Genomic DNA, 19,546 nt, shown 5'->3' with positions numbered 1-19,546 from the left:
GGTGTTGTATAGAAACAAGGTCAACCTTTTCCCGATACAGGATCAAGATTATGTCGCGAATTCGTGCTGTTCTGACCGCGCTGCTGCTGGGCGTGTTTCCGATCCCGGCTTTCGCCGCTGAATTGGTCATGGTCGAAGAACCCGGCTGTCCATGGTGCGCCAAATGGGAACGCGAGCTGGGCGCGATCTATCCCAAGACCGCCGAAGGTAAGGCCGCACCGCTGCGCAAGGTGCAACTGCACGATTTGCGCCGCAAAGATGGTCCTGAGAGCCTTGGCATTGCTCTGGATCGGCCTGTGATGTTCACTCCGACCTTCCTGCTGATCGAAGACGGCGGTGAATTGGCTCGGATCGAAGGCTATCCGGGCGAGGATTTCTTCTGGGGGCTTCTAAAAGTGATGCTGGTCGAAAAAACGGGATTCACACCCGATGCCACGCCCCCGGCCGGGGCAACCGACCAGACGACCGATTAGGGAACACGCATTTCAAGCCGTCCAATGTGCCTGCCTGAGCACGCCGTATGGGCGCGACACCGTGCCCAGATTGCAAAAACCGTGATACGTCTATATGACAGCGATCAGCGGTATCAACGAAAAGGACACCCTATGGCATTGCCGGTCATCCGTGAGGATATGACAAGTGACGAGCTGGACAAGATGATGACCAGCGCCTGCGACGCCTCGACCCTTCTGAAAGCCATCAGCCATGAAGGACGATTGATGATTCTGTGCCATCTGGTCACTGGTGAAAAATCCGTGACCGAGTTGGAACATCTTCTGCACGCACGGCAGGCGGCTGTCTCGCAACAACTGGCACGCCTGCGGCTGGAAGGCCTTGTGACCCCACGCCGCGACGGTAAGACGATTTATTATTCGCTGACCGACGAACGCCCGCGCCGCATCCTTGAAGTTATTTACGAGCTGTTTTGTTCGGCCGGAGAGTCCGACGAGGTGAAAAAGGCGGCTGAGTAGTCATCGCCCCCGCCCACCGGCAGCAAACGAACACAGTTTTCGCCGCTGACCGCAACGCTGGAGGCTTAACTCCCGGTCCGGGATACAGGAGCATTCACCCATGTTCGACTGGATCAGTGACGCCAATCTTGCAGCACTCATCGGCCTGGTTGGCGGTGTGATGCTGGGTCTGTCGGCCCGGCTGGGGCGGTTCTGCACTTTGGGCGCCATTGAAGACGCGCTGTATGCCGGATCGTCGCTTCGGATGCGGATGTGGGGGATTGCGATCGGGGTGGCGATGATCGGCGCCCATCTTTTGATTGGTGTGGGAGTTATTCCTCCGGAAGAGTCAATTTATCTGCGGCTTGGCTGGAACCCACTAGCGTCGATCATTGGTGGCTTGCTGTTCGGCTATGGTATGGCCCTGTCTGGCAATTGCGGTTTCGGCGCGCTGGCGCGGCTAGGAGGCGGCGATCTTCGGGCCTTTGTCATCGTTGTTGTGATGGGGTTGGCCGCCTACGTGGCTATTTCGGGACCATTGGCACGTCTGCGAGTGATGGCTTTTCCTGAAACCCCTGCAGATCCTGCGGCGTTGCCGTCGATTTCGGTCAAGTTTGAAACGCTCTTGGGGCTTTCTGCCCCAACCATCGGCATCACGATTGGCGCCGTCCTGATCCTTTCCATGTTCACCAGCAAAGAGATGCGACAAGCCCCCCTGACCGCCTTTTGGGCCGCGGTCGCGGGTCTGGCGGTGGTGTTCGGATGGGGCGGCACCGCATGGGTCTTTGCCAACGGGTTTTCCCCAATCCCAGTGGAAAGTCACACCTTTTCGGCCCCACTTGGGGACACAATGATTTATCTCATGACCTCGTCCGGGTCGGCGCTGAACTTCGGCGTGGGCAGCGTGACAGGCGTTTTGGTCGGTGCCTTCATCGGCAGCCTGTTCAAGGGGCACTTCCGCTGGGAAGCCTGCGAAGACCCACGCGAGTTGAAACGGCAAATCGGCGGCGCGGCCATTATGGGTCTGGGCGCAGTCATCGCCTTTGGCTGTTCCATTGGCCAAGGCTTGTCCGCATTTGCAATTCTGTATTACGGCGCACCCGTGACATTTCTGGCGATCATCGCCGGTGCTGCCTTTGGCTTGCGACAACTAATTTCTGGTTTCGCCATAGCCGAATAAGGCAGGTAAGATGAAAATCGCGGCTGGTTCAATGGACAGAGCCGTATTCGCTCTTTTCACGCATCTATGCGCAAGTTAGGGTCCGCCCCTGAAACGACCCGGTTGCCCGCAATCGGACGCACAGGAAGATAGGGAACCACAGGGTCATGACCAACTTCACGCCAAGCCCGGATCACGCTGCCGCGTTTCGCGCAGCCCTTGGCCTGTTTACCACGGGCGTGACCATTGTGACCGCGAAATCCATGCGGGGTCCATTGGCGATGACAGTGAACAGCTTTACATCGGTCTCGCTGGACCCGCCATTAATCCTGTGGTGCCCCGCCAAAGTGTCAGCCCGCCACGACGCGTTTGTCACAGCTGAACATTTCGCAATCCATTTGCTGTGTGATGATCAGACGGACATCGCCCGCCGTTTTGCGCGCCAGGGTGAAGATTTTTCGAACCTGAACTGTCGCGAGGACTTCCATGGTGTACCAGTGATCGAGCCTTGCCTTGCCCGTTTTGACTGCACAACCGAACGGGTTGTTGATGCAGGGGACCATTCTATCGTCTTGGGGCGGGTGCATCGCGTAACAGCCCATGAAGGCAGCCCACTGGCCTTTCATGCCGGCCGGTTCGGTGGGTTCGACAGCACGCCCTGATATGCACCTACAACTGTGTCAAGGCGTCATGATCTGCGCACGCTCATAGCTTGTCATCGCTTCGCTGCCATCATCATAGACAATTCGGACGGAAACCAAGTCAATTGATTGTAAATCAAACTCCAGATACGGCAGCTTGTCTTCCACTTTGATCGCATTCGGCTGTGGTTCGTCTTCATAACACGGCTCGGCGTCGAATTGCCGTTCTTGCTGACCATTCAATGAATAGTGGATCTGTTCCAACCCACAGCGCCACGCCAGCAGATGCGTGAAATACAGCAGGTCCTTGCCGTCATATTCGCGCACCGCAACCCAACTGCCCTTGGTGGCGTCAAGGATTGGCCGCACTTCATCCGCAGTGGTGAAGTTTTGCGCCATTGTCGGCGTTGCAAATCCCGCCAGCATGACCGTCGCGATCAATCTTCTCAGCATACTCAACTCCTTCAAGATCAACATGATAAACTATTATTTACAATATGATGCGCAGATATTTAATACGGCCGGCCCGATTGCCAATCCCGCGTGTTGCCTGAAACGCTTTCAGACTCGCCCCCATCCTGCATATACTGCCCGAAATAAAAAGCGCAGGCAAAGCACAGATGACAAAAGCCCCCCGGAAATCGGCAAAATCATGCCCTGATTTCAACATCGTGATCGTCGCGCAAGCTGGCAGACTGTCGTACGAGGCGTTGTTGTTTGCCGCATCCTTGCGCCATTCGGACCCGGATTTTAGTGGCAAACTGTGTATCGCCGAACCACAACCGACAGATCACTGGCCTAACGATCCTCGTATCAAGCCACATATCCGCGAGGCGCTGGACGCACTCGATGCCGAAATCGTTCCGTTTGAAAACCGGCATTTCGGCCATGACTACCCCAACGGGAACAAGGTCGAAGCCCTTTTGGCCCTGCCCGAAGGCGAACCGTTTGTCTTTTTCGACACAGATACTGTGGTCACCGAAAAGCTGTCCGACGTGGCGTTTGATTTCTCCCGCCCTTCGGCCTCGATGAAGCGCGAAGGGACATGGCCCAAAGTTGAACTGTATGGGCCAGGCTATAGCGAGACTTGGAAATCGCTTTATGACAAGTTCGACCTGGATTATGCGGCGTCGCTGGACCTGAGCCATCCGGACGAATACTGGCAGCGCTACATGTATTTCAACGCTGGTTGGTTCTTCGGCGCTTGTCCGCTCGCTTTTGGACAGCGATTTCTGGACTATGCGCTGGCGATCCGCGACGACCGGCCCGAGGCGTTGGTCTGTCAGGAGCTTTTCCCATGGCTGGATCAGATCGCCTTGCCTTTGGTGATCTCAAGCTTTGGCGGCGGGCGCCCGGGGCCAGAATTGGCCCGGTTGGACGGTGATGTCACCTGTCATTGGCGCGTTTTGCCACTGGCTTATGCGCGCGAAAGCGACCGGGTGATTGATGTGATCGAAGCCGCATCTTCACCTAACAAAATCAAAAAAATCCTGAAGGAATATAATCCGATGAAACGGATGATCTATCAGGGGCGCGGCCAGAAGGTACGTGCCATGTTTGATCGCGACGCCCTGCCCCGGCGCGAACAGAAGATCCGCAACCAAATAAAACGCGAAGGGTTTTGGATGCGGTAAGGCGGAGCCCCAGCACAAAAGAAGCAGCGCAAATGAGAAAGGCGTATCGTTTCCGATACGCCTTATTTGTCTGAAAGGGATTGGCCCTAGGGCCGATCCTTATGCCAGAGCGATATTCGTCGCGCTTTCGCGGCCGTCACGGCCGGGCTCGATGTCGAAGGTCACTTTCTGATCGTCTGCCAGACCGGTCAGGCCTGCGCGTTCAACAGCCGAGATGTGTACAAACACGTCTTTGCCGCCGCTTTCGGGTGCAATAAAGCCAAAGCCTTTAGTTGCGTTAAACCATTTGACGGTTCCATTAGCCATCGTTTTTCTCCTAGTTAGTCTGCCCACGTTATGCGGCAGGTCGGCAAAGTCAGTACAAGATCGAGAGACTGAGCCTTTAGGAGCAGTGTAGTCGATAGTGGTAACGTCGCAGGTGCTACATGGGGCCGTTCCATCGGAAATACAAGTGTTATTCACTAAGTCCGCGTAATCGGTGGAAATTTGCGTATAATAAGCTTTCAGTCACCCCCGCAGTGTTCAACCGGCAAACACCTGAGACATATCGCGAAACCCCTTCACTTCGATCGGGTTGCCAGATGGGTCGCGAAAGAACATGGTCCATTGCTCTCCGGGTTCGCCGTTAAAACGCACTGTGGGCGGGATCACCCATTCAGTCCCTGCCGCTTCCAGCCGGTCGGCCAGCGCGCGCCAGACTTCATAAGCCAACACCACGCCGAAATGGGGCATCGCCACCATGTGCGCGCCAACCTTACCGGTGTTCGCCGTCTCAAATGGCGTGCCCAGATGCAGGCTGAGTTGATGGCCGAAGAAGCTGTAATCAACCCATGTGTCTGTCGATCGCCCCTCGCCACAACCCAGAAGATCACCATAAAAGGTCCGCGCAACGTCCAGATCGGTGACGTTTATCGCAAGGTGAAATGGGGTCGGCATGATACGCTCCGGAACAAGTTTTTCAAAACCATATCAGAGCGTGGAAAAAGGACCATCCCAAAGCATTCGGACAAACAAGATGCCCCGATCTATCCCAGCAGACTGTACGTGATGCAAGACCCGTTGAAGCCCCGCGCCCTTTCCCCTAGCCTGCGCGCGACAAAAACGAGGGAGACATCCATGTCCGACGACCGCCAACTGGCTTTTGACACGCTGCAAATTCATGCAGGAACCGAGCCTGACCCCGCCACCGGTGCCCGTCAGGTGCCGATTTACCAGACGACCGCCTATGTTTTTAAAGACGCCGAGCACGCCGCGCGGCTCTTCAATCTGGAAGAGGTGGGCTACATCTATTCCCGCCTGACCAACCCGACGATTGCAGCGCTGCAAAACCGCATCGCGGCGCTGGAAGGTGGCGCGGGCGCGGTGTGCTGTTCGTCCGGTCACGCAGCCCAGATCATGGCGCTGTTTCCCTTGATGGGTCCGGGCAAGAATATCATTGCGTCGACCCGTCTGTATGGCGGCACCGTCACGCAGTTCAGCCAGACAATCAAACGCTTCGGTTGGGAAGCCAGATTCGTCGACTTCGATGACGAGGCCGCCGTGGCCGCTGCCATCGACGACAACACCCGCGCGGTGTTCTGCGAATCCATCGCCAACCCCGGCGGCTATATCACCGACATTCCGGCAATTGCCGCGATTTCGGACAAGGCGGGCGTGCCGTTGATCGTCGACAACACCTCAGCGACGCCTTACCTGTGCAACCCGATTTCGCTGGGGGCCACGTTGGTTGTGCATTCGACCACCAAATACCTGACCGGCAATGGCACTGTCATGGGCGGCTGCGTGGTGGATTCGGGCAAGTTTGACTGGATGGCGTCCGACAAATTTCCGTCACTCAGCCAGCCCGAGCCCGCCTATCATGGTCTGGTCTTTGCCGAAGCACTCGGCCCGATGGCCTTTACCTTCCACTCCATCGCCATTGGCCTGCGCGATCTGGGCATGACGATGAACCCGCAAGCGGCACATTACACGCTTATGGGGATCGAAACCCTGTCGCTGCGCATGCAAAAACACGTCGCAAACGCCGAGAAAGTCGCCAAATGGCTTGAGGCTGACCCGCGCGTGGATGCCGTGACCTATGCCGGGCTGGACAGCTCGCCCTATAAGCACCGCGTGGCCACCGTCTGCCCGAAAGGTGCTGGCGCATTGTTCACCGTCGCGATCAAGGGCGGCTATGACGCCTGCGTCAAGCTGGTGGACAGTCTGGAACTGTTCAGCCATGTCGCCAACCTTGGCGACACACGATCGTTGGTCATCCACTCGGCGTCAACCACGCACCGGCAATTGTCTCCGGAGCAATTGGAGGCCGCAGGCGCAGCCCCCAACGTTGTGCGGATTTCCATCGGGACCGAAGATGCAGACGACATCATCGCCGATTTGGATCAGGCGTTGGCCAAAGCCACTGCATAAGACACCCTTCAAACGAGAAAAGGCCGCTTTAGTTGCGGCCTTTTCTATTTTACATCAGACCTTTGTGCTTCAATCCTGATCCAATTCAAACACCATGGTCACGCTCGATCCAATCTCAAGCTCGCCCGCCGCAATCGGCATATCTGATTGCGCGGCCTCCATCGCCATGCGCCCATAGACCGGCGTTGGCTGCCTGCCACCCCCCTCGTGGATCGAAACGACAGACCCCAGTGTGACACCAGCCGCTTCGGCCAGAACCTTTGCACGCGAAATCGCGTCTTTCACAGCGTTTGTGCGCGCCGTATCCTCGGCTGGACCACGATCCTGAAGATCGAATTGCAACCCGCTGAGCTGATTGGCCCCATCAGCAGTAACTGCTGTCATGATCGGACCCAGCTTGGTCAGGTCGCGCACGCGCACTGACACGGTCGTATTGGCGGAGAACCCGACCAGCTTCGGTGGGGTGTCCGAATTGCGATTGTAGTCATATTTTGGTGACAGATTGATCTGCGAGCTTTGCATATCGCGTGCCTCGATCCCCTGTTCAGCCAAGCGGGCAAAGATATCCTGTGCGACCTGCGCGACCTGATCCAGCGCGTCCCCCGCCTCGGCGGCGTCTTTCGTAACGCCAAGGCTGATCCGCGCCGTGTCCGGCACCACTTCGGCGATACCCTGCCCTGTGACAGTCAGGCGTGCGTCATCGCTGCTTGCCCAGACTGGCGAGGTCAAGGCCATCATTACTCCAAAAATCGCTATCGTTTTCCGCATCTTGCTCTCCTGTTTTGCGCCACTTTGCGCCGATATCTGCCATGTGCAAGGCGGGAACGTTGCCTGCTCTTTCCATAAGCGAAAACCTGCTATAGTTTCAAAGAGGTGCGCCCAGTGAGTGGGTATTTTGGCACGTTCGGGGGTTCCGGAATTTCTCCGGGTAGGGTCAGAGCGGGACGACAGAAAATATGAAGCCCAATTTTGCGCTTGATCTCAGCCATGACGGCATCGGTCTTGTCCATCGCGGCAAGGGCGGCTGGGTTTTGGTGGGAGAGGTGTCACTGGAACATCCCGACCTGTCCAGCGGGCTGGATCTGTTGCGCCGCAAGGCTGCCGATTTGGAAAGCGGCGGGTTTTCGTGCAAACTGATCATCCCGTCATCGCAACTTCTCTACACCACCCTGACCGCACCCGGACCCGATAACACCACGCGCGAAGCCCGTATTCGCGAAGGGTTGGAGGGCCTGACCCCGTATGATGTTGAGGATCTGGTCTTCGATTGGCGCGCAGATCCCGACGAAGATGGGATGGTCCATGTAGCCGTGGTGGCGCGTGAAACACTGGACGAGGCCGAGGCTTTTGCCAACGAACACAACCTGAACCCGCTTTGCTTCGTGGCTCGCCCGTCCGGCAGTTTCTTGGGCGAGGCGTTCTTTGGTCCGGTGAAAAGCGGTTTTGTCACCGCCGGTGTGATCATTGAACCTGACCAGGCACCCGTGCCCGAATTGCTCGGGACCATCTCTGACAAAAATCAGGCAGTCTCGACCGCGCGCGAGGAATCTGCACGTTCACAAACATCGACGTCAAAAAAGGCCGACAAAGACCAGACTGGCGAGACAGCCCTGCCCGAGCTTGCCCCTTTCCCGCCAACGCCTGACGCGCCAGCCACCAAAGCGCCTGCGCCTTCTAAATCAGCTGACGCATCATCCGACCATGTACCTAAGCCAGTGCCCGATGCTGCAACTGTCGCAAAAGCCGGCACAGAGACTGCGACCTCCGACAAGGCTGAGGTCGAAACGCCAGCAGACATGCCGTCAGCAACCAAACCACAAGCCTCTTCGATGGTCGAAGAGGATAAGTCGGACAGGGACGGCACACTTGATTCTGGAGGCACCAAGGTGTCCGGCATTGTGCCACCGCCTCCGCCACCCACCATTCCCGAGGCCGAGAAAGCGCTTCGCCCCGAGCCGGACGCTCCAACTTTTTCGTCACGGCGTATCGAGGATCCCACCCCCAACCAACAAGCAACAGATCCTGTCGAGATCGAGGTCAAACCGCGTCTGTCTTTCGGTGTCGATCGTGGCGCACCTGACGGCAAAGCGCCGCCAACTCCGACACCATCTGAACCACCCGAACCCCCTGTTCAAAAACCTGTCCATGTGCCCGTCACTGCGCCAGTGGTCTTCGGCGACGATTCTGCCCTTGATCCACCGCGCTTTCGCCCCAAGGAACTTGCCAGATCGGCAGGTGACAAAAGCACTGAAAAACTCTCGTCCGCCGCCCGTAAAGGCGCGGCAGGTTTGGCAAGTGCAGCGGATGCTGCTGGCAAGCTCGGGCGCAAAGCCGCCCTGAAGATCGAAGACCGCCGCCGCGAAAGAATTGATCGCCCCCAAAACACACGCCCGAAAGTTGCACTTCCGAAGCTCCGAAAACGGGATTCAGAGACAGGCACAGCCCCGACGGACACCGCGATAGCCCCGCCACCGTCAAAGACCGGCGACAAAGGAAGACCGGCGCGTACGGCGAAGCCACCACGCGTTGCGTCCCCACGGGCCCGCGAAGCGGAAACCATGACGGTTTTTGGTGCACGACAAACCCAAAGCGTCGGTGGAAAGCCGAAATATCTGGGTTTGTTTTTAGTGTTGGGCCTTCTTCTGCTGATGGCTGTTGTTGCCGTCTGGTCGATGTTTTTTCTAAACGACACCACTTCTTGGCTGTTTCCCGAGCGTGAAGATCCGTTTGAAGCCGCAATTTCGGCGGATCCGGATACGTTTACGCAGGAAAGCGAAGAAGACGACGCCAATGTCGCACTTGAAAACGACGAGGATCAGGCGCGCAGCGTGACAGGTGCGCGTGATCCCCTGACACCCGAAGCAGCACAAGCCCGTTATGCTGCGACCGGTATCTGGCAGCGCGCACCGGAACCGATGACCAGCCCGGAAACCACCGATCTGGATGACCTTTACGTGGCATCAATTGACCCTGAGACGGCTGTCCAGGATGCGGTTGCCCTGCCCGCAATCGACTTGCCAACGGGTGAAACGGCGCAAATCAACACTGCCCCACCGCCACCACTAGGTACCACATTTGCGCTGGATAGCGACGGCTTGGTCATCGCAACGCCCGAGGGCGCGTTGTCGCCAGATGGCGTCATGGTCTTTGCCGGAAAACCCGCCCTCGTTCCCGCGCCGCGCCCAGGCAGCGATGCGGTTGTTCCAACAGTCGAAGAAACGGTCGACGCCACTCCGGCCCAGCCGCGCATCCGCCCGCGCGCGCGCCCCGAAGGCCTGATCGAAGGCAACGAGCGTTTGCAACTGGGCGGTCGGACCCGGACCGAACTGGCCGTGCTGCGCCCGCGTGCGCGCCCGACCACGCCCCGTGCAGCGGAACAGGCTGCTGCTATTGTCGCTGCACTGGATGCAGATCTGGAAGAGAATGCCGCCGCAGGCAATCCTTCGACGGCGGCTGTTGTTGCCCCGACGGAGCAAGCCATCACCACCTCGCGCGAGCCACGACACCGGCCGTCCGGGTTTAACAAGATCGTCGCGCGCAGCAACGCAGCGCGTTCTGACGCATCCGATGGTTCGGTCGCGGTGGCAGCGGCGTCACCGCAGCAAAGCGTGACGCCCAGCATTCCGACACGCACCTCGGTTGCCAAACAGGCTACGATCAAGAACGCGATCAACCTCCGCAAGATCAGCCTGATCGGAATCTATGGATCAGCCTCGTCACGTCGCGCGTTGGTGCGCCTGCCTTCGGGTCGATATCAGAAAGTTGGCGTCGGCAGCCGACTGGATGGCGGCAAGGTCGTGTCGATCTCTTCTACCGCGCTGATTTATAAAAAGGGTTCGCGGTCGGTCACTTTGGAAGTCCTGCCGTTTAGCTGAGCAAGCAAAACGCCCGATGATCCGACCACCGGGCGTTCTTATTCTCGGCCAAGGCATCGTTCCTTGGGTGTCTTTGGATCAGGCAACGTCGCCCAACTCTCCGTTTTCGATCTGCTCACGCTCGATGGATTCAAACAGAGCTTTGAAGTTCCCTTCGCCAAACCCGTCATCACCTTTGCGCTGAATGAACTCAAAGAAGATCGGACCAATCACGGTTTTCGAGAAGATTTGCAGCAGGATGCGCGTCTCGCCCCCGCCGACAACGCCTTCGCCGTCGATCAGGATGCCGTGCTTCATCATCTTGTCCTTGGGTTCCTCGTGATCTTTCACGCGGTCATAGGACATGTCGTAGTATGTCTCGTTCGGGCCGGGCATAAATTTCAGACCGCGCCCGGCAATCTCGTCCACTGACTCATAGATGTTTTCGGTGCCAACAGCGATGTGTTGAATGCCTTCGCCTTTGTATTTCTCAAGATAGGCAACGATCTGGCCTTTTTCGCCGCGGTCCTCGTTGATCGGAATGCGGATCTTGCCACAAGGCGAGGTCAGCGCGCGGCTGAACAGTCCGCTATGTTTGCCCTGAATGTCGAAGAAGCGGATTTCTTCGAAGTTGAATAGATTGCCATAGAACTTGAACCAGACATCCATGTTCCCCTTGAACACATTGTGCGTCAGGTGATCGAGGTAATAGAAGCCGACCCCTTTCGGGTGGGCATTCGATATCCAGTCAAATTCGTCGTTGTAGGCGCTGGTGTCAAAATACTGGTCGATGAAATAGATCAGAGACCCGCCGATGCCGTAGATCGCGGGCACATCCATCGCCTTGCCGACGCCCTCGTAAGGCTTGGCACCCATCTTGACGGCGTGGTCAAACGCGTGCTGCGCATTGACGACGCGCCAACCCATCGACGGCGCACAGGGGCCATGTTCGGCGATGAACTCCGCCGCGTGGCTGCCCGGTTCAATGTTGATCAGATAGCTGACATCACCCTGCTGCCACAGCTCGATCTTGCGGGTCTTGTGGTTGGCGGTGTGCTCAAACCCCATTTTGGTGAACAGATCACGCAGCTCCTGCGGATCGGGATGGGCAAATTCGACAAATTCAAACCCGTCAGTTCCGGCGGGGTTCTTATCACTGATGTCTGCGCGTGGCGCATCATGTGGAAACGGACCCATTGGGCTCACTCCTGTTCGTTAACACGTTATAGAGTGAATATCCTGCATTTGACTTGATAGTTTCGCGCATTCTTTGCATGATAGGCTTTATTATTTGCGTACTTATCGCACATAGAAACAAATATCGCGGTATTTACGCATATGGACGAAACAGACCGAAAACTTCTGAAAGCGTTACAGCAAAACGCCCAGATGACAGCGCAGGATTTGGGCGAGTATCTGAACCTGTCGCCCAGTCAGGCCGGACGCAGGCGCGCGCGACTCGAGGAACAGGGCTATATCCGCGCGTATTCTGCGCGTCTTGATCCTGCACGGCTTGGATTGCAGGTGCAGGCCTTCGTGCAGGTGCAAATGGAAAGCCAATCCCCGGAAGCCGCGCGCGCCTTTCTGCGGCTGGTCAACTTACGCAATGAGATCACATCGGTTTGGACCCTGACTGGCAACTCTGACTACCTGATGCGGGTTTACTGCAGCGACCTGTCAGCCTTGAACGTACTGATCCATGAGGTTTTACTACCGCACCCATCCGTCGCGCGGGTGCAAAGCCAGATCGTGTTGGATCACGTCAAGCAAGACACGCCACTGCCGACGGATCATGGTTAGCCGGACCCAAGACCGATCACAAAATATTTCACTTGGCCATCTCGCTCGGCATCTATTACCGCTGGGCCCATGGCATATGAATACGACAAACTCTACAGAAAGACCCCAGATGCGCTTGGCCCACCCACCGAGACCATCACCCGGTTCTTTGATCAGTTGAAGGTTCCGCCTGCCCGCGTTCTGGACGTGGGATGCGGACAGGGTCGCGACGCGCTGTTCATCGCGCGACAAGGGCATGTCGTCGTGGGTGTGGACATCTCACCCCATGGTATTCGCGATCTTGAAGCGGCGGCGCGGCGGGAAAATCTAAATGTCGAAGGCGTGGTTGCTGACATCATAACCTACCAGCCAGACGGTGTATTTGACGTGATCCTGATCGACCGGACACTTCACATGCTGACGCGATCCGTTCGGCTTGATGTGCTCGCCCGGCTGTTGGATCACCTAGCGGATCGAGGTTGGCTGCTGATCGCGGATGAACCGTCGAACATCGCGGATTTCGAACGGACAGTGGCCGCACACCCTGCAGCTTTGGCAACTGAGGTTCGTCAATCCGGCTATCTGTTCATGCGCCGGACATGACCGAGTTATCCGTCTGCCACGCCCGCCTCGGCAAAGGTTGCCATGCCCGAATGGCACGCAACCGCGCCTTGCAGAATGCCGATGGCCAACGCTGCCCCCGACCCTTCGCCCAGACGCATGCCCAGCGATAGAAGTGGTTCTTTCCCCAGCGCGGACAGAACGCGTCCATGTGCGGCCTCGGCCGAAGCGTGACCCGCAACAGTGTGATCAAGGGCGGTATCCGAAATCTGATGCAGACACGCCGCCGCTGCTGAACAGATGAAACCGTCGATGATCACTGGAATGTGGTCTACCCGGGCGCGTGCGATGGCCCCTACCATTGCGGCCAGTTCACGTCCACCAAGGCAGCGCAGTGCTTCGGCCCCATCCCCGTTTGCCGTGGGATTTTTCGCCAGACCGTCGGCCACGACCCGCGCTTTCAATGCAACGCCCGCATCATCCACGCCGGTGCCACGCCCGACCCAATCACGCGCTTCTCCGCCAAACAACGCATGTGCAATTGCGGCGGCAGATGTGGTATTGCCAATCCCCATCTCGCCCGTGACCAGAAGGTCGGTGTCTGCATCAACCGCGTTCCAGCCTATCAGCAACGCCTCGACCAGTTCTTCTTCGCTCATCGCTGGGCCTTGGGTGAAATCCGCTGTCGGCCGATCCAGAGACAGCGCATATACATCCATCTTGGCACCGAACGTCTTGGACAACTGGTTGATCGCTGCCCCGCCGTGCTGGAAGTTCAGAACCATCTGTTCGGTCACCTCTGCCGGAAAGGCGGAAACGCCCTGCGCCGTTACGCCATGATTGCCCGCAAAAACAATGACCTGAGGCGCTTTGATTTCCGGGCGCCCGGTACCGCGCCAACTGCCATACCAAATGGCCAGTTCTTCCAGCCGCCCCAGAGCTCCGGGAGGTTTGGTCAGCTGACCGTTGCGCTCCTCTGCCGCCGCATGGGCCGCTGTGTCGGGTCCTGACGCCTCTGCAAGCAGGGTTCTGAACGCGGCAAGGGTTGCGAAAGGCGTGGTGGTCATGGCGTGGTTCCCGATTGATTCCCGATGCCTCTCTCTTTACCCATGGCGGTGGACCGCAACCAGACCGCAAAAGACCAAATATGACCAAAGACGACACAAGCCCTTCTGATGACGATGCCCTAGCCACGCATGTGGATTTCTCGGCAGCGGTTGGGCTTTTGACTCGGTTGCCGATCCGGCTGGATACTGATGCAGCCGTCAGGCGTGGGGCGCGGTCTGCTTGGGCGTGGCCGCTTGTTGGCGTGATTCCAGCCGGATTGGGCGCTCTGGTCGGGTTCACTGCCCTCGGGTTTGGTCTTCCCGCGCTGTGGGCTGCTCTGGTCGCATTGGTGGCGCAGGCGATGATCACCGGTGCAATGCACGAAGACGGGCTGGCAGATACTGCCGATGGGCTGTGGGGCGGTGTGACCCAGGCACGCAGATTAGAGATCATGAAAGATAGCCGCATCGGCGCCTATGGCGTGATTGCTTTGGTGCTGTCGCTCGGGTTGCGCGCCGCATCTTTGGCGGTCATCCTGTCCTCTGATGGCGCGTTCTGGGCGCTGCTGGTGGTCGGAATCGTCAGCAGGACTCCGATGGTGGTGTTGATGTTTGCCCTGCCAAATGCGCGTAACACCGGTCTGTCCCAATCCGTCGGACGGGTGTCCCAGAACACCTTGCTTCTTGCCGTTGGATGCACCCTTTTGACAGCCTTGGTCCTGACCCCCTACGCCATTATCGCCCTGTTCTTCTGGGTCGGTTTAAGCATGGTGATCCTTGCCGTCATTGCCCGGCAGAAAATCGGAGGCCAAACCGGCGACATTCTGGGGGCCAGCCAACAGGTTGCTGAGATCGCCGCACTTGCAGTGTTCGCCGCCTTGTTCAGCTAACCCCAAACGAAAACCGCCGCCTGACAAATGCAGACGGCGGTTAAAATTGATTGAGTGGGTCGCTTATGCTGCCGCCGCGCGGGATTGCAGCACGTCACCAATCTTTTTCTGCGCGGCCAACTCATCGCCTCCACCCACAGCCGAGACTTCTCGGGTAAGGCGTTCCAGCGCCGCTTCGTAAAGCTGACGCTCGGAATAGCTTTGCTCGCGCTGATCGTCGGTGCGGTGCAGATCGCGCACAACCTCGGCAATCGCGATCAAATCGCCCGAGTTGATCTTTTGCTCGTATTCTTGGGCACGGCGCGACCACATCGCGCGCTTGACGCGGGCCTTACCTTTCAGGGTTTTCATCGCATCCGACACTTCGTCCGGGCTGGCAAGATTGCGCATGCCGACCTCGGTGGCCTTGTGGGTCGGAACCCGCAGAGTCATCTTGTCTTTTTCGAACGAAATGACAAACAGCTCCAACGAAATCCCAGCGACTTCCTGCTCTTCAATCGAAACGATCTGACCGACCCCATGAGCGGGATAGACGACATATTCGTTCGGGCGGAAATCCAGCTTTTTCTTACTCATACGACGCATCCTTCGCGTAATTGTTGCTTTTTTCTGCTGGGCGGGCATTTTTTGACCGGGCGATAAAAAAAACCGCAGGGCACATGGATACCCGTCGGCTGTATATCATTTTCGGTACGTCTCGCCGTGTTCCGGCGTTGCTTGCCCCAACAAAATCTACCCCATCATACCACAAAAAACGGCACCGCGAAAGCGCCGCAGTGCGGCAGGTGGGATTTTCTCTTCTATCTCAGAATGTTGACTTACTGACCGACGGTCAAATAACAGACAATCCAACGCAACTCAGCGCCAAATTCGAATCACTGTTCCGCGGGAGCTTCCGAGAAGTATTTTTGCATTTTACCTTCTTCACCGTCCCGCTCTTCCGCGCCCGGCAAGGGATCTTTGCGTTCGATGATCACCGGCCAAAGCTCGGAATACTTACGGTTGAACTCAACCCAGCTTTCGGTTCCCGGCTCAGTGTCGGCACGGATTGCATCAGCGGGGCATTCCGGTTCACAGACGCCACAGTCGATGCATTCATCGGGGTGGATCACCAGCATATTCTCGCCTTCATAGAAACAATCTACGGGGCAGACTTCCACACAATCCGTGTATTTGCAGGCGATACAATTGTCTAAGACGACATAGGTCATGATGACACCTCACTTTGGCATACAGCACCCAATATGGCAGGCGACGCGATCATTCAAGGTATCGCTTGCGCGAAAGATCCAAGCTGCGACGATCTTTCTTCGTCGGACGCCCTTTGCGGTCTGACTGGGGCATGGGGTCTGACAGGTCGGGAACAGTGTTCTTGGCCACACTCGGCGGATCAAGATCATCGTAAAGACTTTGCGCCTCGGGTGCCGGGCCGCGTCGCGTTGACAGCGCAAGGATTCGTATCACCCGAACCTGACGGCCTTGTAGAAAGGTCAGTACATCATTGGTTCCAACGCCGAAGGACGGTTTGGAAACCTTGTCTCTGTTGACCCGCAGATGCCCCGCCGCGATCAATTTGGTAGCCAGCCCGCGCGTTTTGAAGAACCGCGCGTGCCACAACCATTTGTCCGCACGCATCTTTGGGCCAAGCGTATCAGGGGATGGGGTGGTTCCCCTTCCCCCGGATGCTGTATTGTCGTTCCGACCCGCCAATCAGTTCTTTTCTTTCAGCGCCAGCAAAGCGGCGAAAGGGTTGTCCGGGTCGATGGCTTTTTCTTTTCTCGGGCCAGACTGATAGCTTTTGGGTTTATTGTCGCGCGGACCTTTGCGCGGACCGCCCCGGGCAGGTTTGCTACCAGGTTTGCCTCCGGGCTTACCAGACTGCTTGCCACCTTGTTTGCCACGTGGCCGATCACCCTGCGCATGTTCACCGCGTGGTTTGCCACCTCGGGCGCGACCAAATCCGCGCCAAGTAAATGTATAAAACGCTTCGGTTTCTGGGGCTTCTGTACCTTCTACCGAAGTTTCGGTTGGCACCTCTGCGGGCGGCTCAGTCGGCGTTTCACCGGGCTGCTCTACCGGTACTTCGGCGGGCGTTTCAACCGGCGCTTCGTCGGGTGACTGAACTGGTGTTTCCGCAGGAGTCTGCGCGGGAACTTCTTCAGGCGTGCCGCCGTCGGCTTTCACGTCGACCTCTACCGCCGGTGCTTTCACTTTCACCCGTTCGGCTTTCTCGGCATTATAACCAAGCCCCTGCATCAGGTCCGCGAACTGCTCCAGCGTCATGCCGGTGATCGACAGCATGTCGGCCTTGGCTTCGAACCCGCCTCGGCTGTCTTCGGCGCGCAGTTGATCGGCCAGACGTTCCAGCATATCGATCCGAATTGCGCGGGCGCCCGCGGGGCGATAGCCTGCCAACATATAAGCCGAGCGATCTACACCATCGACAACCGGGATGGTCACAAGACCGGGCGGAGGTGATTCAGGAAACTCGGACAAGTCTTTGAACAGGCTATCCAAAACCAGACGCAACCGGGTTGGAGCGGGCTTCAGAAGCAACGGCATAAAGATCGTGAATTGACCGAAGCGAACACCGTGCTTGCGCAAGGCGGATCGTGCATCCTGATCCAGATCTTTGACTTCCTGCGCCACCTGATCACGCGGGATAATCCCCAGCGCTTCGATCATGCGGAAGCCAAAACCACGGGCCAGACCGGTCAGAGTCTCGTCTTTTTCAATGGTGGTCAGCGGTTCGAACAAGGCTTGCACCTTGCGGTCGATGAAATGCTGCAACCGACGCGCGACCTTCTCGGACACATCAGTGCCCGCCTCTTCATCGACGAAGGCTTGCACACGTGGTTTCAAAAGCTCGTCGCCTTTGACCAGCTTACCAACCGCCAACTCGCCCCACATCAGGCCGCCCTGTTCGGTGAAATCAAGCTCGGTATCCGGCGCGTTATAGAACCGATCGGCACGCAGGTGAAACTCGGGCGCAAGCGCCTTCAGGCTCGCTGCGCGAAGGGTCTTCGCCTCTTCCGGGCTTTGGGCACTGTCCTGACTGAACTGAAACCCGTTCAATCGGCCAACGAATTGTCCCTCTACCGTCACTTCACCTTTGTCATTCACGTCAGCCACGAGGCTCTCCTTCTGTTTCAACCGCCGCAGCAAAACCGAGGTGCGGCGATCTACAAATCTTTTGGTCAATGCGCTGTGTAGTGCATCCGACAGGCGATCTTCTACAGCACGAGTCTCTCCGCGCCAATGGGCAACATCATCCAGCCAATCGCGCCGTTGCGCAACATATGTCCATGTCCGAATATAAGCCAAGCGTTTGGAAAGCGTGTCGATATCGCCGTCCGCGCGGTCAATTCGCTTTACTTGCCGGGCAAACCAGTCTTCTCGCACCCGCCCGTGTTGATGAATGTCGCTGAACAGACTAGTGATCAGACCGGCGTGTTCTGCATGGCTGATACCGCGAAAATCAGGCAGGCGGCACACATCCCATAGAAGCCCGACCGAGCGTCCGCCCGTGGTGCGCGCGACAACCTCGGCGTCCTCTGCCAGCATCTTCAGGGCCACTACATCGTCCGCGTCCCGCGCCCGCGTCAGCCAACTGTTAGTGGTCGACATTTCAAGTGAGCGGATAAGCGCCTGAACATTGCCAAAGCTCAGATCTCCATTTCGCCAGCACAGCTTTCGGATCGGGGTAAAGGAATGCGAGGTGATCGCCTCGGCCACCGCATCCGTCATCGGGGCGGCTTCCCCCGTCACCCCGAACGAGCCGTGTTTCATATAGCGCCCTGCCCGCCCGGCGATCTGCGCAAGCTCGTTGGGAGCAAGATCGCGCATCCGGTGGCCGTCGAATTTCGACAGGGCCGAGAAAGCGACATGGTCAATATCAAGGTTCAACCCCATGCCGATGGCATCGGTGGCGATCAGGTAATCGACCTCGCCATTCTGATACATCTCGACCTGTGCGTTGCGTGTGCGCGGTGAAAGCGCGCCCATGACCACAGCCACGCCCCCTTTTTGGCGGCGCATCAGTTCAGCAATGGCGTAGAGGTTATCGACCGAGAACCCCACAATCGCCGACCGTCCCGGCATCCGGCTGAGTTTCTTCGAGCCGGAATGTACAAGCTCGGAAAACCGTTCGCGATACAGGAACTGCACCTCGGGCACCAAGCCTGCGATGGCGCTGCGCATCGTGTCGGACCCCATGAACAGTGTTTCCTGCGTGCCGCGCATATGCAGCAGTCGATCGGTGAATACATGGCCGCGCTCCGGGTCGGCGCAGAGTTGGATTTCGTCAATGGCCACGAAATCGGCGCCAAGACCAAGCGGCATCGCCTCGACCGTGGCAACCCAGTATTGCGCGCGTTCGGGCACGATGCGTTCTTCGCCGGTGACCAGCGCAACCGCATTGGGACCACGAAGGGCCACCAGCTTGTCATACACCTCGCGCGCCAGAAGGCGCAGCGGCAAGCCAATGACGCCAGTGCGATAGCCCAGCATCCGGTCAAGCGCGTAGTGGGTTTTGCCAGTGTTGGTCGGGCCAAGCACGGCAGTGATCCGCGGGCCACCCCGCGCGCTGTCCGAGACCATGTTCTGCCCTTCCGTCCGTATCGG

General features: G+C 57.8%; 20 protein-coding genes. 10 read left to right on the top strand and 10 right to left on the bottom strand.

What is annotated here, in order from left to right:
• Nucleotides 1-50: 50 nt before the first annotated feature.
• The 4 genes from MWU51_RS05885 (at nucleotide 51) to MWU51_RS05870 (ending at nucleotide 2,771) form a co-directional block, all read left to right on the top strand.
• Nucleotides 51-473 (top strand): thioredoxin family protein, encoded by a 423-nt coding sequence (locus MWU51_RS05885; RefSeq protein ID WP_247035577.1) that lies wholly within the window; start codon nucleotides 51-53, stop codon nucleotides 471-473.
• A 132-nt stretch (nucleotides 474-605) separates the two neighbouring features.
• Nucleotides 606-971 (top strand): metalloregulator ArsR/SmtB family transcription factor, encoded by a 366-nt coding sequence (locus MWU51_RS05880; RefSeq protein ID WP_247035576.1) that lies wholly within the window; start codon nucleotides 606-608, stop codon nucleotides 969-971.
• A 100-nt stretch (nucleotides 972-1,071) separates the two neighbouring features.
• Nucleotides 1,072-2,130 carry a YeeE/YedE family protein gene (locus MWU51_RS05875; protein ID WP_247035575.1) on the top strand — a complete coding sequence of 353 codons (1,059 nt, stop codon included), beginning with the start codon at nucleotides 1,072-1,074 and terminating at the stop codon, nucleotides 2,128-2,130.
• 146 nt (nucleotides 2,131-2,276) lie between these two features.
• Nucleotides 2,277-2,771 carry a flavin reductase family protein gene (locus MWU51_RS05870; protein ID WP_247035574.1) on the top strand — a complete coding sequence of 165 codons (495 nt, stop codon included), beginning with the start codon at nucleotides 2,277-2,279 and terminating at the stop codon, nucleotides 2,769-2,771.
• Between the two features lie 18 nt (nucleotides 2,772-2,789).
• Here MWU51_RS05870 and MWU51_RS05865 read toward each other — a convergent pair whose 3' ends face one another.
• Nucleotides 2,790-3,203 carry a hypothetical protein gene (locus MWU51_RS05865; RefSeq protein WP_247035573.1) on the bottom strand — a complete coding sequence of 138 codons (414 nt, stop codon included), beginning with the start codon at nucleotides 3,201-3,203 and terminating at the stop codon, nucleotides 2,790-2,792.
• A 167-nt stretch (nucleotides 3,204-3,370) separates the two neighbouring features.
• Here MWU51_RS05865 and MWU51_RS05860 point away from each other — a divergent pair, with 167 nt between their 5' ends.
• Complete coding sequence (locus tag MWU51_RS05860) at nucleotides 3,371-4,384, top strand: hypothetical protein (protein WP_247035572.1); 1,014 nt, start codon at nucleotides 3,371-3,373, stop codon at nucleotides 4,382-4,384.
• A 99-nt stretch (nucleotides 4,385-4,483) separates the two neighbouring features.
• Here the strand turns inward: MWU51_RS05860 and MWU51_RS05855 are convergent, their stop codons facing one another.
• Nucleotides 4,484-4,690, bottom strand: coding sequence for a cold-shock protein (locus MWU51_RS05855; protein WP_242111999.1), 207 nt, complete (start codon nucleotides 4,688-4,690; stop codon nucleotides 4,484-4,486).
• Nucleotides 4,691-4,906: 216 nt separating this feature from the next.
• Nucleotides 4,907-5,320, bottom strand: coding sequence for a VOC family protein (locus MWU51_RS05850; protein WP_247035570.1), 414 nt, complete (start codon nucleotides 5,318-5,320; stop codon nucleotides 4,907-4,909).
• A gap of 180 nt (nucleotides 5,321-5,500) precedes the next feature.
• Here MWU51_RS05850 and MWU51_RS05845 point away from each other — a divergent pair, with 180 nt between their 5' ends.
• Nucleotides 5,501-6,793 carry an O-acetylhomoserine aminocarboxypropyltransferase/cysteine synthase family protein gene (locus MWU51_RS05845; protein ID WP_247035569.1) on the top strand — a complete coding sequence of 431 codons (1,293 nt, stop codon included), beginning with the start codon at nucleotides 5,501-5,503 and terminating at the stop codon, nucleotides 6,791-6,793.
• 69 nt (nucleotides 6,794-6,862) lie between these two features.
• Here the strand turns inward: MWU51_RS05845 and MWU51_RS05840 are convergent, their stop codons facing one another.
• Nucleotides 6,863-7,561: an SIMPL domain-containing protein gene (locus MWU51_RS05840; RefSeq protein WP_247035568.1), complete on the bottom strand. Its 699-nt coding sequence runs from the start codon at nucleotides 7,559-7,561 to the stop codon at nucleotides 6,863-6,865.
• Between the two features lie 188 nt (nucleotides 7,562-7,749).
• On the opposite strand from MWU51_RS05840, the gene MWU51_RS05835 reads away from it, so the two are divergent.
• On the top strand, nucleotides 7,750-10,668 hold the full coding sequence (locus MWU51_RS05835) for a hypothetical protein (protein ID WP_247035567.1): 2,919 nt from the start codon (nucleotides 7,750-7,752) through the stop codon (nucleotides 10,666-10,668).
• Between the two features lie 78 nt (nucleotides 10,669-10,746).
• Here the strand turns inward: MWU51_RS05835 and hppD are convergent, their stop codons facing one another.
• The gene (hppD, locus tag MWU51_RS05830; RefSeq protein WP_247035566.1) at nucleotides 10,747-11,844 is read right to left on the bottom strand and encodes a 4-hydroxyphenylpyruvate dioxygenase; all 1,098 of its coding nucleotides are present in this window, start codon (nucleotides 11,842-11,844) and stop codon (nucleotides 10,747-10,749) included.
• A 141-nt stretch (nucleotides 11,845-11,985) separates the two neighbouring features.
• On the opposite strand from hppD, the gene MWU51_RS05825 reads away from it, so the two are divergent.
• Both MWU51_RS05825 and MWU51_RS05820 read left to right on the top strand, forming a co-directional pair.
• Entirely contained in the window at nucleotides 11,986-12,447 is a 462-nt protein-coding gene (locus MWU51_RS05825; RefSeq protein WP_247035565.1) for an Lrp/AsnC family transcriptional regulator, read from the top strand.
• A 69-nt stretch (nucleotides 12,448-12,516) separates the two neighbouring features.
• Nucleotides 12,517-13,029 carry a class I SAM-dependent methyltransferase gene (locus MWU51_RS05820; protein WP_247035564.1) on the top strand — a complete coding sequence of 171 codons (513 nt, stop codon included), beginning with the start codon at nucleotides 12,517-12,519 and terminating at the stop codon, nucleotides 13,027-13,029.
• A gap of 5 nt (nucleotides 13,030-13,034) precedes the next feature.
• On the opposite strand, the gene cobT is transcribed toward MWU51_RS05820, so the two are convergent.
• The gene (cobT, locus tag MWU51_RS05815) at nucleotides 13,035-14,054 is read right to left on the bottom strand and encodes a nicotinate-nucleotide--dimethylbenzimidazole phosphoribosyltransferase (RefSeq protein WP_247035562.1); all 1,020 of its coding nucleotides are present in this window, start codon (nucleotides 14,052-14,054) and stop codon (nucleotides 13,035-13,037) included.
• Between the two features lie 80 nt (nucleotides 14,055-14,134).
• Here cobT and cobS point away from each other — a divergent pair, with 80 nt between their 5' ends.
• Entirely contained in the window at nucleotides 14,135-14,923 is a 789-nt protein-coding gene (cobS, locus tag MWU51_RS05810; RefSeq protein ID WP_247035561.1) for an adenosylcobinamide-GDP ribazoletransferase, read from the top strand.
• 63 nt (nucleotides 14,924-14,986) lie between these two features.
• Here cobS and MWU51_RS05805 read toward each other — a convergent pair whose 3' ends face one another.
• From MWU51_RS05805 to MWU51_RS05790, 4 genes are all read right to left on the bottom strand, one after another.
• Nucleotides 14,987-15,499, bottom strand: coding sequence for a CarD family transcriptional regulator (locus tag MWU51_RS05805; RefSeq protein WP_247035558.1), 513 nt, complete (start codon nucleotides 15,497-15,499; stop codon nucleotides 14,987-14,989).
• Between the two features lie 299 nt (nucleotides 15,500-15,798).
• A complete protein-coding gene (fdxA, locus tag MWU51_RS05800; protein WP_247035556.1) occupies nucleotides 15,799-16,134 on the bottom strand; it encodes a ferredoxin FdxA in 336 nt (111 codons plus the stop codon).
• Nucleotides 16,135-16,183: 49 nt separating this feature from the next.
• On the bottom strand, nucleotides 16,184-16,558 hold the full coding sequence (locus tag MWU51_RS05795; RefSeq protein WP_247035554.1) for an RNA-binding S4 domain-containing protein: 375 nt from the start codon (nucleotides 16,556-16,558) through the stop codon (nucleotides 16,184-16,186).
• A 75-nt stretch (nucleotides 16,559-16,633) separates the two neighbouring features.
• Entirely contained in the window at nucleotides 16,634-19,522 is a 2,889-nt protein-coding gene (locus tag MWU51_RS05790; RefSeq protein WP_247035552.1) for a helicase-related protein, read from the bottom strand.
• Between the last annotated feature and the right edge of the window lie 24 nt (nucleotides 19,523-19,546).

The organism is Aliiroseovarius sp. F47248L (genome assembly GCF_023016085.1).
Classification (GTDB): domain Bacteria; phylum Pseudomonadota; class Alphaproteobacteria; order Rhodobacterales; family Rhodobacteraceae; genus Aliiroseovarius.
The sequence above is the reverse complement of the archived record's forward strand: the minus strand, read 5'-3'. Positions and strand labels throughout refer to the sequence as shown.